8 protein-coding genes are annotated in these 14,690 nt (G+C 65.8%); 2 read left to right on the top strand and 6 right to left on the bottom strand.

Annotated features, from left to right (window positions below; all coding sequences use genetic code 11):
• Window positions 1-34 precede the first annotated feature (34 nt).
• Entirely contained in the window at window positions 35-1,009 is a 975-nt protein-coding gene (locus MSTE_RS00925) for a cation diffusion facilitator family transporter (protein ID WP_096505285.1), read from the bottom strand.
• A gap of 96 nt (window positions 1,010-1,105) precedes the next feature.
• Between MSTE_RS00925 and MSTE_RS00930 the strand changes: the two genes are divergently transcribed.
• Complete coding sequence (locus MSTE_RS00930) at window positions 1,106-1,375, top strand: hypothetical protein (RefSeq protein ID WP_096498393.1); 270 nt, start codon at window positions 1,106-1,108, stop codon at window positions 1,373-1,375.
• Window positions 1,376-1,393: 18 nt separating this feature from the next.
• On the opposite strand, the gene MSTE_RS00935 is transcribed toward MSTE_RS00930, so the two are convergent.
• The gene (locus MSTE_RS00935) at window positions 1,394-4,606 is read right to left on the bottom strand and encodes an arabinosyltransferase domain-containing protein (protein WP_096498394.1); all 3,213 of its coding nucleotides are present in this window, start codon (window positions 4,604-4,606) and stop codon (window positions 1,394-1,396) included.
• Window positions 4,603-7,893 (bottom strand): arabinosyltransferase domain-containing protein, encoded by a 3,291-nt coding sequence (locus MSTE_RS00940; RefSeq protein WP_096498395.1) that lies wholly within the window; start codon window positions 7,891-7,893, stop codon window positions 4,603-4,605. The genes MSTE_RS00935 and MSTE_RS00940 overlap by 4 nt, the downstream gene beginning before the upstream one ends.
• 192 nt (window positions 7,894-8,085) lie before the next feature.
• On the opposite strand from MSTE_RS00940, the gene MSTE_RS00945 reads away from it, so the two are divergent.
• Window positions 8,086-9,243, top strand: a complete 1,158-nt coding sequence (locus MSTE_RS00945) for an ATP-binding protein (RefSeq protein WP_096498396.1) — start codon at window positions 8,086-8,088, stop codon at window positions 9,241-9,243.
• Between the two features lie 15 nt (window positions 9,244-9,258).
• On the opposite strand, the gene MSTE_RS25150 is transcribed toward MSTE_RS00945, so the two are convergent.
• The 3 genes from MSTE_RS25150 to MSTE_RS00960 form a co-directional block, all read right to left on the bottom strand.
• Window positions 9,259-9,420 carry a hypothetical protein gene (locus MSTE_RS25150; RefSeq protein ID WP_167455670.1) on the bottom strand — a complete coding sequence of 54 codons (162 nt, stop codon included), beginning with the start codon at window positions 9,418-9,420 and terminating at the stop codon, window positions 9,259-9,261.
• A gap of 128 nt (window positions 9,421-9,548) precedes the next feature.
• Window positions 9,549-12,773, bottom strand: a complete 3,225-nt coding sequence (locus tag MSTE_RS00955) for an arabinosyltransferase domain-containing protein (RefSeq protein WP_096498398.1) — start codon at window positions 12,771-12,773, stop codon at window positions 9,549-9,551.
• A gap of 22 nt (window positions 12,774-12,795) precedes the next feature.
• Window positions 12,796-14,685 (bottom strand): galactan 5-O-arabinofuranosyltransferase, encoded by a 1,890-nt coding sequence (locus MSTE_RS00960; RefSeq protein WP_096498399.1) that lies wholly within the window; start codon window positions 14,683-14,685, stop codon window positions 12,796-12,798.
• Between the last annotated feature and the right edge of the window lie 5 nt (window positions 14,686-14,690).

The raw sequence follows: 14,690 nt of genomic DNA on the forward strand, positions 1-14,690 counted from the left end.
CCTCCGTTGGTCTACTACAAACGATAGTAGATACCTAACTTGTGCCGGGCAACATGCTTTCGCCCGAGCGGTACGGCTCTCCGTGGGGGTCGAGGCAGTGTGTGGAGGCCTCGGTGTCCTCGTGGTCGACCTGCAACGTGGTGTGGTCGATGTCGTACTGCGTATGGAGTAACCCTTCGATGTCGCGCCGTATTCCGTGGCAGTCCGCATCGGGGGCCACCAAGATATGGGCAGACAGTGCGGGCTGACCGGAGGTGATCTGCCAGATGTGCAGATCGTGCACTTCGGCGACCGATGGCAACGCCGCGAGCTGCGTGCCGATGGCCTCGGGATCCATGTTCGCCGGTGCGGCTTCCAGGAAGATACGGCCCGATTCACGCACCAGACCCCATCCGGCCTTGAGCATGAGTGCGGCGACGACGAGGGCGGCGATGGCATCGGCGCGGGTGAACCCGGTGAGCCACACCACGGCGCCCGCGACGGCGGTGGCGATGAATGCGTACAGGTCGTTGAGGATGTGCTGGAAGGCCCCCTCGACATTGAGGCTGGACCGGTTGGCCTTGCTGATGCACCAGGTGGCCGCGACGTTGACGACGATGCCCGCCAGTGCCGTGACGAACACGAGCAGACCGGACACCTCTGGGGGAGTGATCAGCCGGCGGATGCCCTCGTAGATGAAGAAGGCGGCAAGCAGGAACAGGGTGACGCCGTTGGCCTGCGCCGACAGGATCTCGGCGCGTTTGAGCCCGTAGGTGTAGCTGCCACGGGCCGGGCGGGAGGCGAGTCGAATGGCGATGAGGGCCAACACGATTGACGCCGCGTCGGTCAGCATGTGCCCGGCATCGGAGATCAGCGCCAATGACTGGGCGATCACACCGATGACGACCTCGACGGCCATGAATCCGCCGATCAGGATCAGGGCTATGGTCAGCCATTTCCGATCGGCGTTGGCACTCACGCCGTGGCCATGCGAGTGCCCGGCTCCGTGCTCGTGTGCGTCGGTGGACATGGCCACTCCCTCTCTTAGATTCATGCAAACATATGCATGCTAGCATGTGTCATGACAAACGTTCAGCCCTTGACCTGTCCCAAGTGTGAATCGCAGATGCTGTCCACGAAGTGGTTTGGTGTGCGCACGTTCCAGTGCACAGGCTGCGCCGCCGTGCTGTTGGAGCAGGAGAGTCTGCAGCAGTTCGTGGACGGTGCCGCTCGCTTCGGCCCGTCGGCGCATATCGACCAGGCGCCCACCGCGCAGCCGTATCCACCCGCACCGCAACCGTATCCGCCCGCGCCACCGCAGCCGGACTATCGCGGCGTCATGGGTGGGTTGTTTGGTGGCGGTGGCCACGGCTATCGGCGGCGGGGTCACCACTAGTCCCCTGCGCGAGGTGGGTTAGGGCTTGATCCGTATCTTGTTCGGCTTCCAGAGTCCGCTGTGCACCTCGGACCCGTACTCGATCTGGGCGGGTTGGGCGTCGACGAGGGTGTCGAACTTGCGTAGCGAGCCCCAATCTCTACCCCAGTCCTTGGACAGGTAGGTCGGCATCACATGGGCCCGCAGGAGCAGATCGGTGATACCCAACAGGCCGCCGTTCTCGCCGTCCTCCCAGGTATCGGTGTCCTTGCGCTTCTGGTCGTAGTCCGGAGTGATGCGGAACTCGGGGATCTCGGTGATCCCGTACTGGTGCAGCATCGGCTGCTGGCAGGGGAAGACGAGCCCCACGGTCCAGTCCATGAGCACAGGCCGCTCACTGCCCACATACTCCTGCAACGACTTCAGCTCGGGCACGCGAGGCGGGGTGAAGGCCAGCCAGTCGCCCGGACTCAGCGAGAGGTCAACGGCCACGATGCGCACTGCGGTGGCGGTATCCGGGATATCCGAACGCGCGAAGCGCAGATTGCGCCATGACGGGGCCGGGCCCAGGTCATAGGGCGTCAGCCGTCCGGCGGGCGTGAAAGTTCCGTTCGGCCCGGCCGTGCCGTACTCCAGCTCCAGTGTCTGCCCGGCGACGGCGCCCTTGACGTTCTTGGCGGCGATCGTTCCGGCAGCTGTCACCACCACCAGTGGGCGGGCGGTATCACGGGCCGGTAGCTCATACCAGTCGGAGGTCGCCTTCGCCTGCTGTTGCGGGCCGACCCGGTAGGTGCCCACGATCGGCACTCGCGCCGGGTCCAGCCCGTAGGGCAGGCGCACGGTGGAGCCGTTGATCCCCGGAGTCTTGTTGCGGTCCTTGGAATCCCAGTCGTAATCGGTGCCCGGGCGCGAGTCGTTCATCCGGATCGACTCGGCGACGATCTTGTCCGGCACTCCGTCTGGTGTGAATCCGGAGGGAGCCGCGCCGCCGAGCGGGCCCAGGGGGCCCGATGGTGCGCCAATGGCCCGCAGCAGACCGGCATTCGGGTCGGACTCGACCAGAACATCGTCGGCCAGCCCGCACCCGCCGGCGAGTTCACGGATGTTGGCCCAGCCGTTGGAGTACGACGGGTACTGACGAACGACACCGATCGCCAGCTGGCAGATGGATGTCAGCACCATGAATCCGGCCGCCCAGGCCACCGGGGCTGAGGTGACGGACCTGATCACCCGGTTGTCCTCGTGCCGAGGCGAGAAGTGCAGCCATGCCGCGTAGGCCACGGCCAGCGCGAACAGCGCGAAAAATATTGTGCTGACGCTTATTCCGGCGATCTTGGGCATGCTGCTGTTGAAGGGCACACCGAAACTCGAGACGTACCACCAGCCGGCCGCGCTGGCCCAGCTCAGTGCCAGCACGAACAGCACGGTTGCCACGACTGCCATCCTGTTGCGGCTCCAGCGCAGCACCTGTGGCGATACCAGCACCGTGGCCAGGGCTGCGACCGCGGCTCCCAGGGCCGCGAAGAGCCCGAAGTGGTGCACCCACTTCGTCGGCGCGAACATCAGGAAGAAAATGGTGCCGAAGACGACGCCCAGTACGCGCCAGGCCGGCCCTCGGGCGACACCGGGAACCCGCTTGCGGCGCAACAGGATGAACATCGCGATGAACAGGCACGCGGCGATGAGCAGGAACCCGAAGCGTCGCGACACCGAGCCGTCGACGGTCGGCAGGAACATGTAGTAGTACCGCAGGTTGTCGGTGTACCACGCCTGGGATGGGCCGATCGCGGTGCGAATCCGGGTGGCTTCGACGACCGTCGCCAGGGTCTGGTCGGAGAAGATCACGGGCAGGATGACTGTTCCCGCGGCCAGCATGGGCGACACCAACGGCCAGGTGCCCACCTGCCGGTGCTTCGTCACGATGATGCGCAGAATAGGTCGGCCACCGGCGAGCAGGGCGGCGACGGCGATCAGGCCCGTCGGCTGAATCCCCAGGGTGAAGGCCGCGGTGACGATCGCCAGCGCGGCCGGGGTGAGTCGGCGAGAGGTGATGGCGCGTTCGATGAGCACCCAGGTGATCAGCGATCCGACGGCGATCTGGCCCTCGGGGCGCAGGCCGTTGTTGAACGGGAACCACGATGCCAGCAGCACAAAGCCGGCGGCCCAGGCCGCGGGCTTGCTGCGGGCGACGGCGGGCCCCAAGCGGGGCAGCACCTCCCGGCTGATCAGCAGCCAGCAGACCAGTGAGGCGACGAGGTCGGGCAACCGGATCCACAGGCTGATATCGCTGAACTTCGTCATGATGGCCAGCAGGTTGTAGTACCAGCCGAAGGGGTCCTCGGGACTGCCGAACCAGCGGAAGTAGTTGGCCATGTACCCGGCATGCTCGGCGGTACGCGCCATGCCCATCTGGTAGCCGTCGTCCGAAGATCCCGCGCCGATCACGTACCAGAGCACCAGGCTGCTCATGATGACGGTGTCGGTGAGATCGAAACGGCGCCAGCGGGTGGGAATGACCCGCCGCATGCGATGACCGTCGGTCTGGTCGATTCGCCACAGGGCCAGCAGCGCGACGATCGTGGAGATGACCGCGCCCACCATCGCCGCGAGCTTGAGAAGCGTTGGGCTGGAGGAGAACCGGTTGTCGATATGGGCGGTGAGGCTCAGTCCTGCCGGAGCCGGACCGGTGAGCTGGGTGAAGACCCCGACGATCTGCGGGCGCAGATTGGGATCGGGGAATCCCGACTTGAGGTCAGCGCTCTTGTCGGCACCGTCGCCGCGCAGCCCCTCGAATGTCGCGTACGTGCCTTTGTCGGAGGAGGTGATGACGATCTGCCGGCACTCGGGCGAGGCCACCTTGGCGCGCGGAGCGGTGGCGATGACCACGTTGCGGTCGGTGATGTCGACGCGTTCCTTGGAGACCTTGACGAACAGGCCCTGTAACGCGGCCTCTTTGCCTTCGGGAGGTGCGGTACTCAGGATCACCGCGCCCTCGGCGGGTGCCGAGTTGATGACCGCGCACGGGACGGTCACGGTCATGTCCATCGGCGTCTGCGCGATCAGCGGCGCAGTGACGTTGTTCAGCTGTCCCTGCTGCGGCCAGTTGAGGGTCGCGGTGGACACCTCGACCGGCAGCAGGGGGATGGAGACGCTCAACACGAACCCGAGCAGACCGAAAACGGTTGCCGTCCAACGTGCGATGTTCAGCTTGCGGGCCTCAGGAGAGGTGTCTGTCACGGAATTCTGTGTCATGGCAGGGCTCGAATCGGTCCGTTGCGGGTCCAGCCGTTCACCACGACGGTGCCCTCGGTGAGTTGTGCGTCGGGTGCCAGGTCCGTGGCGATGACGGGCTCGTACTTCTCGATCGAGCCCCAGTCGCGGTACCAGTCATTACGCAGATAGGTCGGAACCGAGGAGGTTCGCAGCAGCGCGGTCGTGAACATGAACGGTCCGCCGTCCTCGGCCGACATCCACATGTTCGACGACGTCGCGACCTGCTTGTGCTCGGGCATGACCCGGAACTTGGGCAGCTCGGCGACCCCGAGGCGCTCGCTGAACGGCCGCTGGCATGGGAAGTTCTGCGCCACAGCCATATCCAGTAACACCGGAGTTTCGGAGCCCAACAGATCCTGTGCGGTCTTGAGGGTGGGTACCCGGGGTGGGGTGAACGCCAACCACTGATCGTTCGACAGGTTCGGGTCGTCGGCGACTATCCGCACCACGTTGGCCCCGGGGGGAGCGGTCTTTGTGGGGAACCGCAGATTGCGCCAGACTCTCTGCGGCCCAATGTCGATCGGGTAATCCTGGCGAAGCGCACGGATGCCACCGGGACTGTTCTGGTCGCGGACTCCCCACTCCAGCTTGAGCGACTGGCCGTAGTTGATCTCCGGACTGAAGGTGCCGTCCTGTTGGAACGACCAGATAGCTCCGGCGGCCGAGATCACCACCAGTGGGCGATCCGGGCTGGGCGGGGGAAGCTCGTACCACGAAGACTTCAGATGCGCGGCAATCGAATTCTCGCCGTAGCTGCCCATCACCGGAGTGCGGGCGGGATCGAGTCCGAAGGGCAGCAGTGCGTTGGAGCCATTGATTCCGACGGGCCCGATACCGCCGGTGGTCCCGGCCGCATCGCTGACCTCCATGATCGGCGCGTTGGGTGAGGCATCGGAGTTCACCAGGCCCGGCTTGCCGATGACGGGCAGTGAGGTCATGCCGGTCTCTACCGCGTCGGGGGTGAAGCCGATGGGATCGGTGCCGCCGAGGGGCCCGTACTTGCCCGCCGGCTGGCCCGGAACGGGCTGCAGCAGACCGTCATTGGCGTCGGGTTCGACAAGGACGTCGTTTGCCATCGCGCACGGGCTACCTGCCAGGGCAAGCAGATTGGCCTTGCCGGTGGTGTAGGTATCGCTGCGTGCGTAGACCCCCTTGGCCATGGAGGAGACCTCGAGAATCACCATGATCGCCGCCACGATCATCAGCGGCGTGGAGGCCAGGAGCCGGTTCCTGCGGGTGTTCTCGACCTCGGTGTGCCCCGCGTAATCCAGGCGGAAGTGCAACCAGCCGGCCAGCAGGGCGGTGACGATCGACAGCGCCAGGAAGATCGTGGTGACCGGTTGTCCTGTGATGACGGGTTGCTTGTCGAACCACGGCACGCCGTAGTTGCCGACGTAGAACCAGCCGTTGATGCCGGAGGTGGACCACGCCAGGATGAACAGCAGGGCCGTGACGTACAGCGCCAGGTTGCGTCGTGAGTGCAGTCCGACCCGGGCGAACGTGAAGGCCGCGACCGCGCCGAGTGCACCGGCCAGCCCGGCGAACACGCCGAATTGGATTGCCCATTTAGTGGGGGTGAAGGTGAGTAACAGCAGCCCGATCGCGGTGCTGCCGAGGAGTCGCCACACAGGCCCGCTGGCCAGACCCGGAAGTACCCCGCGGCGCAGCAGCACCGCGAGTGTGCCGAAGAGACAGAGCAGCAGGGTGAACACCGCGATGCGGCGTGTCAGCGAGCCGTCGACATTGGATTCGACGGTCAGGAAGTAGTAGCGCAGAAATTCCTGGTACCAGGCGATCGTCGGGCCCACCACGTATTTGATACGGGCGGATTCGGCGACCGTGGCCAGTGTCTGGTCTCGGAAGGTAAAGGCCAGTACGCCCGCGACCGATGCCGCCAGCACTGTGACGGGGGTGAATCGTCCGTATCGGACCCGCCGCACGGAGATCACGCGGGCGATGGCTCGTCCGCCGGCGAGTAGCGGTCCCAGCGCGATGAGGCCCTGGGGAGCTACGGTGGCGGTGAGCAGTGCCGTGACGATGGCCAGAGCGGCGGGGGATAGGCGCCGGGTCGCGATGGAGCGCTCCACCAGGATCCAGGTGACCACGGTGCCGAACACGATGATCGGTTCGGGCCGCAATCCATTGTTGAAGGGCAGCCAGGCAGCCAGGAAGACCAGTGCCGCGGTCCATACCGCGGTGCGGCTCGCGGCGAGCTGCTCGCCGAGGCGGGGCAGCATCTTCGTGCGCAGGATGTACCAGGTGCCGATGCCGGCGAGAGTGGCCGGCACGCGCATCCAGACGCCGACCGTGCTGACTTGCGTGAGCCAGCTCAAAAGGGTTGCGTACCAATCGAATGGGGAGGCACTCGCGCCGAAGTAGCGGTAGTACTCGGTGACGTATCCGGCCTGATGGGCCACGCGCGCCTCGACTAGGACGTTGCCGTCGTCGGAGGTGATGGCGCCGATGACATGCCAAAGAAGAAGTGTGCCAACGACTCCGATATCGGCGATGCCGTTGGTCAGCAGAGCCGCGCGGCCCGGCAGTCTGAATGAGCGCGGGGCGCGTCTACGTCCGCCACGGTCCAGGACGGCCAGTGCTCCGATGGCGATGGCTACCGCGGCAAGGCCGAGCACCAAGGCCGCGAGCTTCAAAGCGGTTGGACTGGTGATGAACCGGGTGTCGACCACCACGTGGGCTGTCGGCCCGCCCGCTGCGGGCACCTTCAGGTCGGTGAACAGGCCGGTTACCTGTGGCTTTTTCTCGATGGGCAGGGTGCCGTTGGCACCGGGGAGCCCGGCGAAGTTGGCACCCACACCGCCGGCGTTGGCCCAGATGTCCAGCGAGGTGCAGCCACCGGATTCGACCGCCTTGCGCGGGGCGACCGTCGCGACGTTATCGCGGAAGGCGACCACCACCAGGTCGGAGGTCGCACGGACGAACAACGCGTGCCGGCTTGCCTCGAGCCCGCCGTCGGGACTGGTCGACAGCACCACACCGCCGCCGGCCGGCAATGTTGCAATGGCGGTGCAGGGGATGTGCGCCTCGAAAGACAGCGGTGCGCCCGACACCAGCGGTGCCGTGATGCTGGTGATGTTCCCGTCGGCCGTGACTCCCTGAGGCCAGGTGATGTCGACGGTGGACTGGCGGACCGGCAGCAGGGGAACGAGCACGCACAACAGCACACCGATGGAGGCCGCAGCCAATGAAATCAGACGTGCCCGCTGGGCTGTACCTGCTGTCGCGGACTGTGAAAGCGGCGAAGGCACGAGGGCGATGGTATGTGACGAAGCTTCCGGCAACTCAATGCAGCGCGCACGGTTGGCCGGATTGAGACCTCACCAGCTGGATATCTGTTGATACCTCAATCAAAGTATCGATAAGTATCCGAGGTGTCGGTCCTGTCTGATACTTGTTGATACAACGCTCCTCGATATCGATAAGTATCAGGTAGGACACGTATGCAACCCAGCCCGTACACACCAGGCCAGGTGGCGCGCGACGTGGTCGGGCGCACGGAACAGCTTGCCGAGATCGGTGAGCGGCTGATGTACATGGCCGAGCTCGGCAAGCTGATCGGGCGCATCCGCGTCGACACCGGCCCGCGTGGGGTGGGAAAGACCTCACTATTGCGCGAGGTGCAGCGCGACTCGGAGGCGCGCGGCGTGGTGACGGTGTGGGTTACCGCTGGAGGAGATGAGCCGCTCGCGTCGGCGATCGCGACGCAGATACGCGCGCGTGGGGCGGCGTGGAAGAAGAAGTCGCGCGGCCGTCTGCTTCGGGCCGTCGATCAGGTGAATATCACCGCGGGCGTACCGGGTGTGGCTCAGATCGGTGCCACCGTCAAACCCGCGCCAGTCGCCCAGGCCGAGTCGTCGTTCAAGGAACTGATCGTCGAGACCGTCACCGCCGCGCGCGAAGAGGGGCACCGCGGTCTGGTGCTGCTGATCGACGAGATCCAGGATGCCGATCGGGCGGGGCTTCGTACCCTCGCCGTGACCTGGCAGGACCTGCAGGCCGAAGCGGCGGCACTGCCCGCGGGGGTATTCGCGGCGGGTCTGCCGCAGACACCCGAGATCATCAGCGCTGCGGCGACATTCAGTGAGAGGTTCGCCTATCGCACGCTGCAACGTCTCGGCCCCGACGCATCCCGTGTGGCGCTCGTCAAGCCGGCCGGGGCAGTAGGGGTCGGGTGGGCGCCGGACGCGCTCGATGCCGTCATCGCGCAGACGAGCGGGTATCCGTACACCCTGCAGCTCTATGCCGACGCCGCATGGGCGCGTGCCGGTTACCCGGATTCCGGGGGACAGATCCGGATCGCCGACGTGGAGCACGCCACCCGTCAGGTCGCCGAGGATATGGAAGCGCTGTTTCGCGCGCGCTGGAACAACGCCACTCCGGTGCAACGTCGCTTCATGTCGGCGATGGCCGAGTCGCTGTCTGATGATCGGTCGGCGAGTCGGGCGGAAGTCGCGGCCGCCATGGGCCGGGATTCACGGGCGATCAGTGCCGCCCGCGCCGCACTCATCGATAAGGGCTTGATCGCCGTCGCGGGCCACGGGCTCCTGGAATTCACCATCTCCGGCTTCGCGGAATTTGTTCGCGCCCAGGGGGACTGACGTAGTTCTGGCGAGCTAGTCGTTGTGCGGTGACTTCTCCCGGACCACCCCGGAGCGCTCGCATTTGGGATCGATCTTCACCGGGTGATACGGACAGGGCTCATTGGCGGCTACGGCAGGGGAGGCCGTGACCAGGGACGTCGTCAAACACGCGGCCATCGCGAACTGCCGAAACATCGCAGGAACCTTTCTCTGGGATCTCTTTGGAGACAACCCCATTGAAGTCGGCGGGTCCTGCTACTGGCTTCCGATAAGTTGCCGGCCTCTGTCGAAAATCAGCCAGATTTCAGCGCTGATGTCGGGTGTTACCGACTCTTTCGTAGCGGTCCGGGCGTCCAGAGTCCGCTGTGTACAGCGGTTCCGAGCTGCAGCTGTGCCACGGTGGCGTTCCGGTAGTACGGCGTAAACCGTTGCAAAGCACCCCAGTCGCGGAACCAGTCGTTCTGCAGATAGGTCGGCACCGGTGTTGCCTTCAACAACAGCTCGGTGATGCCCAGCGGCCCGCCGCCGAGGTAGTCCATCACCGGCGAGTTGGCCTCTGCACCGAAGCGGTCGGGAAGGATGCGCCACTTCGGGATCTCGATGACCCCGTTCTTGTGGTCAAACGGAAGCTGGCAGGGGAACGCAAGCCCCACAAGCCAATCCAGGAAAACCGGATCGGCGCCCACGACCGTCTGCAGTGAACGCAACGACGGAACACGGGGCGGAGTGACCGCGATCCAGTGCTGCGGAGCCAAGTCATCATCGGTGACCAGCAGCCGGATTCGGGTGGCGCTCGTCGGGATGGCATCGCGCGACAGCCGTAGGTTGCGCCAGGCCGGGGACGGGCCGAGATCGGCAAACGAAATGGCGCCGATGACCTTTCCGTCCTCGCCGGCGAACTGCACCTGCAGCTCTACCGGGTCGAACCGGCCCGCGGCCGCCAGTACGACCAGCGGTTTGGTGGCGTCCTTGGGGGGCAGCCGATACCACGCCGACTGTAACCGGGCCGGACGCTGAGGGCCGATCTGGTAGCTGCCCATGACGGGTGTGGTCTCGGGCTTGAGGTCGAAGGGCAGCCGTGCCCGCGATCCGTTGACACCGGCGGCGACGGTGGTGCCGCCCTCGGTGTCCTGGCTGCCGTTGGCGTTGTTACCGCTCTTGTCGCGTGCGACGAAGCTGTCGGAGGCCTGCGGGTTGTTCTCCTCATCGGCCGAGACGTCCGAAGGAATCCCGTTGGGATCGAACATGATGTTGGTGTCGGCAGCCAGTGCCTGCCCTACCGGGGCATCGATCGGCTGCAGCATCCCGGCGTTGGGGTCCTCCTCGACCAGCACATCGTTGGCCAGTCCGCAGCCGTTTCCGCGCAGTGCGTCGAGGTTGGAACGTCCGACGGACCAGGCGGGGTACTGGTTGACCATGCCTGCGGTCAGAGAGAAGACCGACCAGATGACGACGATCCAGGTGCCTACGGCCAGGGGGGACTCGGCGATGCGTGCCAGCACCGGATGCACGGGTGTGCGGCCGGGGTGGTCGCGGCCCGTGAAATGCATCCATGCCGCTATCAGGATCGCCAGCACCGACAGTCCGAAGAAGACGGTGCTGATGCCGAAGTGCCATTGCGGGAAGGAATTCGACCATGGCACTCCGAAGTTGGAGACGTACCACCATCCGTTGACGCTGGAGAACGAGAGTGAGAGGACGAACAGTACGATGGCGGCATAGAGCGTGCGGTTGCGCGGGGAGCGCATCGCTGCGGCGGTCACGGCCACGGCGGCCAGCGCGCCGAGTGATCCGGCCAGGCCCGCGAACACCCCGAAATGATGTGTCCATTTGGTGGGGGTGAACATGATCGCGATGAACGAGATCAGGGTGATGCCGATGATCCGTCGGCTGGGGCCGCTTGCGGTGCCGGGGATCTTGTTCTTGCGCAATGTCATCGCCACCGCCACGCCGAGCGCGATGAGTAGGGCCAGCACCGGGAACCGCCGGGAGATAGCACCGTCGGTGGTGGGCAGGAACAGTCGCTCGTAGCGGATGTGTTCGTCGAACCAGTTCAACGACGGTCCCACCGCCGATTTGAGTGCGTTGGCCTGGATCTCACCGACGAGGGTTTGATCCCGGAAGATGACGATCAACGTGACCAGCCCGGCCGCCAGGATCGGTGCCAGGAGTGCGGCATAGCCGAATCGCTTGGCGCGCTTGCCCACGATGGTTCGTAGCGGTCCGATCGCGACCAGCAGCGCACCGATCGAGGCGATACCCGTCGGTCCGGAGAACAAGGTGAGCGCACCGATGATGCATGCGACCGCGGCCGGAAGGAGCCGGTTGGTGGCGATCGATCGCTCGACCGAGCACCACGTCAACAGGATGCCGACGGCGATGATCGGCTCGGGTCGCAGGCCGTTGTTGAACGGCAGCCAGAACGCCAGGAACATCGCGGCCGCCGTCCACGGCACTACAGGATTGGTGCGTGCGGCGTGGCCCAGGCGGGGGATCACCTCGCGGCTGATGACGGCCCAGCACAGCACGCCCATGATCAGGGTGGGCAGTCGCATCCAGACGCTGGCGGTGCTGACATGCGCCCAGAGGGTCAGCAGGTCGTAGTACCAGCCGAATGGTGACTCGGGAGTCCCGAACCAGCGGTAGTAGTTGGCCATGTAGCCCGAGTGCTCCGCGACGCGGGCCATGGTGAGGATGTAGCCGTCATCGGAGGTGTTGGCTCCGACGAAATGCCACCACACCAGTACCGCGCCGACAAGGGCGTCGAGCGGCCTGGGCTTCCACCAGCCCTCGGGCATGAAGCGCTTGTGCCTGCGCCCGTCGGCGGTGTCGAGAGTGTGCAGCGCGATCAGCGAGATGCCGGTCAGCAGAACGCCCAGAATCATCGCGATGAACTTGGTGACGGTGGGCGAGCTGCTATAGCGGGTGTCGACGGTGGCGGAGAGGTGCAGGCCCGCGGGAGCGGGCCCGGACAGGTCGGTGAACACGCCGACGATCTGGGGCCGGAAGTCGTACCCGCCGCGTTCCCCGGCGCGGGGCTGTCCGGGTTTGGCGTCCTTGGGGCCCTGCGTCAGGCCGACGAATTGACCGGTCACCTTGTCCGAATGCGCGGTGACTTCGAGTTGTTGGCAGTTGGGGCCGGTGACCTCGGACAGGGGAGCAGAGACCACCGGCACATTGCGCACGATCACCACGAGGTCGCCGCCGATGCGCTGGATCAGCATGCCGCGGTCCACCGCGTTGGGTGCCTGCTTGGGCACGGTCGAGAGCAGCACGGTGTTGTGGCCGTCGAGCGCCTTGGCCGCCGCGCAGGGCACTGTGATGGTGAGGTCGGTGGGGACGTATCCGATGAGGGGCGCGTCAACGCTGGTGAGGGTGCCGTTCTGTGGCCAGTTCAGCTCGGCGGTGTCCTGGCGGACCGGCAGCAGCGGAGTGGCGATAGCCAACAGCGCGCCGAGGAAACCGGTGACGATCGCTATCAGCCGGGCCCTGCGGTAGTCGCCGTCGCCGTTGCCGGCGACCTTCTCCGTCGCGTTGCCCTGAACCATCACGGAGGAAGATGTTAGTTGGCTACTTAGATGGGACCCGCACAACCAGGACGAAGGGCCCTATGGTGCGCACGGTGAACCGCGGGTCGGCGAACAGCTGCTTGTTCAGTGTGACGGTGTACCGCTTCACATTCGGCTGGTTGGGGTAGACGTCCTTGGCGAGCCGCAGGGAGTAGTTGTCGCCGGACTGGCGCATGAGAAGGACAGTAGGGGCCCGCCAGGGCAGTGCGTCGAGTGCACGAATCATTTCGTCGGCGGTGTGCAGGTCTTCCCAGCTCTTGATCGCGGCCGCGCGCTTGTCGAACTGGGCCAGCGGATTCGCGTAGTGGGGGGTGAGCCCCTGGAAGCCGTAGTAGGGGTAGAACGCCAGGAAGCTGTAGTCGGCGGTGAGTACCACGACCTCATCGCGCGTCTTTCCGGTGATCTCGGTGATCGCCCTGTCGATCGCGCCGTAGTGACTTTCCGGGCCGGGCGGTCGGCGGTCGGCGCGTTGTCCGGTGCCGTCGGTATCGGCATACGCGATGACGATGTCGGGGCGGAGCACATTGGGGATGCTCTGACTGAACTGCAGAGCGCCGGCCAGGCCGATGACAGTCGCCACGATCGTCGCGGATTTGGCGCGCCCCGCAGCCCAGGTGGCCACCTCGATGAAGGCGAACACGCCCGCCGCGGTGAGCAGCACGGTCAGGGTGGGCACGAGCCGGAAGGAGAGCAGGGTGGTCTTGGCGAGCGTGGCGAGCATCGAGAGCAGTGACCACAGATAGACAGAGCCCACGCCGATGGCCAGCGCACCGGCACGTACCGAGGTACGTGCCCGCACCACCAGCCAGACCGTCCCGAGCAGACACAGCCCGCCGAGCATGGTGGGCTGCAGCATCGGGAACGCCAGTTCGGCACCATCATTGGGCAGGTAGTGCTGCGCCGATGCCGCTTTCTCCAACGAGGCTCGGGAGACTGCGATCAAGTAGGGACCCCAGAACACCAGCGCCACCGCGATGGCAATACCTGCGATGGTGAGCCAGCGCAGCAGGGGTTCCTTGACGGCGGGCCACCAACCGTCCCGGCGGATGCGGCTGATCGCCACCACCTTGGCGGCGACGGTGATGGCCAATGCGCCGTACGCGGTGAGCAGTGTGTAGAACAGCGCTGCGAACCCCAGGAAAACGCCGACACCGATCACCGCTGCCCAGCCGCGGCCGGCGGGTGCGCGTAATCCGCTGTAGCCGAGCACAAGTACCGGCGCCAGCAGCACGGTGATGATGGCGCCGTACGGCTCGGCGGACGTGTACGCCAGCGTGACGGCGGCCGTCGCCGTGGTCACGATCAACGCGTACTCGAAGCGAATCATCTTGTTCCACAGGACGAACGCCGCACATACGGCGATCGCCAGCGAGGTGATGGCCCACGGCTTGTACATCTCCCAGCCGGCGGTACCGGTGAGCGCCGCCAGACGCCCGCCGATCCAGAACCAGCCGGCCGGATAGAACGGCGGCATGTCCGGATAGGTCATATCGTGCAGCGCGGGCGAGTCGGTGAAGCGTGTCAGGTACTCGGTGCGGAACTGCTGGTCCACCGAGACCCCGAACAGGTACAGCTTGGTGGCCCCCAGTGGCATCCCCAGCGTCACCACGGTGAACGTCGACAAGAAGAGCAGGGAAAGCGCTTTCGCGACGGCCCGGCGCCCTCTGCGCCAGAGAACACCGGCCAGCACCAGTCCGGCGATGGCGCCGAACTGTCCGACCGTGGTCAGGGCGTGCAGCTGGTTTGACGATCCGAAGGCCGGCCATTCCACCCGCGCGATCGCGAGGAGCGCGACAACACTGACCGCCGCGGCCGTGAGCACAGCGAGCGTCAGGTCCTTGGCGGTGTCCAGCGCGTGCCGACGTGACGCCTCTGCTGTCTGAGCCGTCATCTCGC

The sequence above is a fragment of the [Mycobacterium] stephanolepidis genome, assembly GCF_002356335.1.
Classification (GTDB): Bacteria; Actinomycetota; Actinomycetes; order Mycobacteriales; family Mycobacteriaceae; genus Mycobacterium; species Mycobacterium stephanolepidis.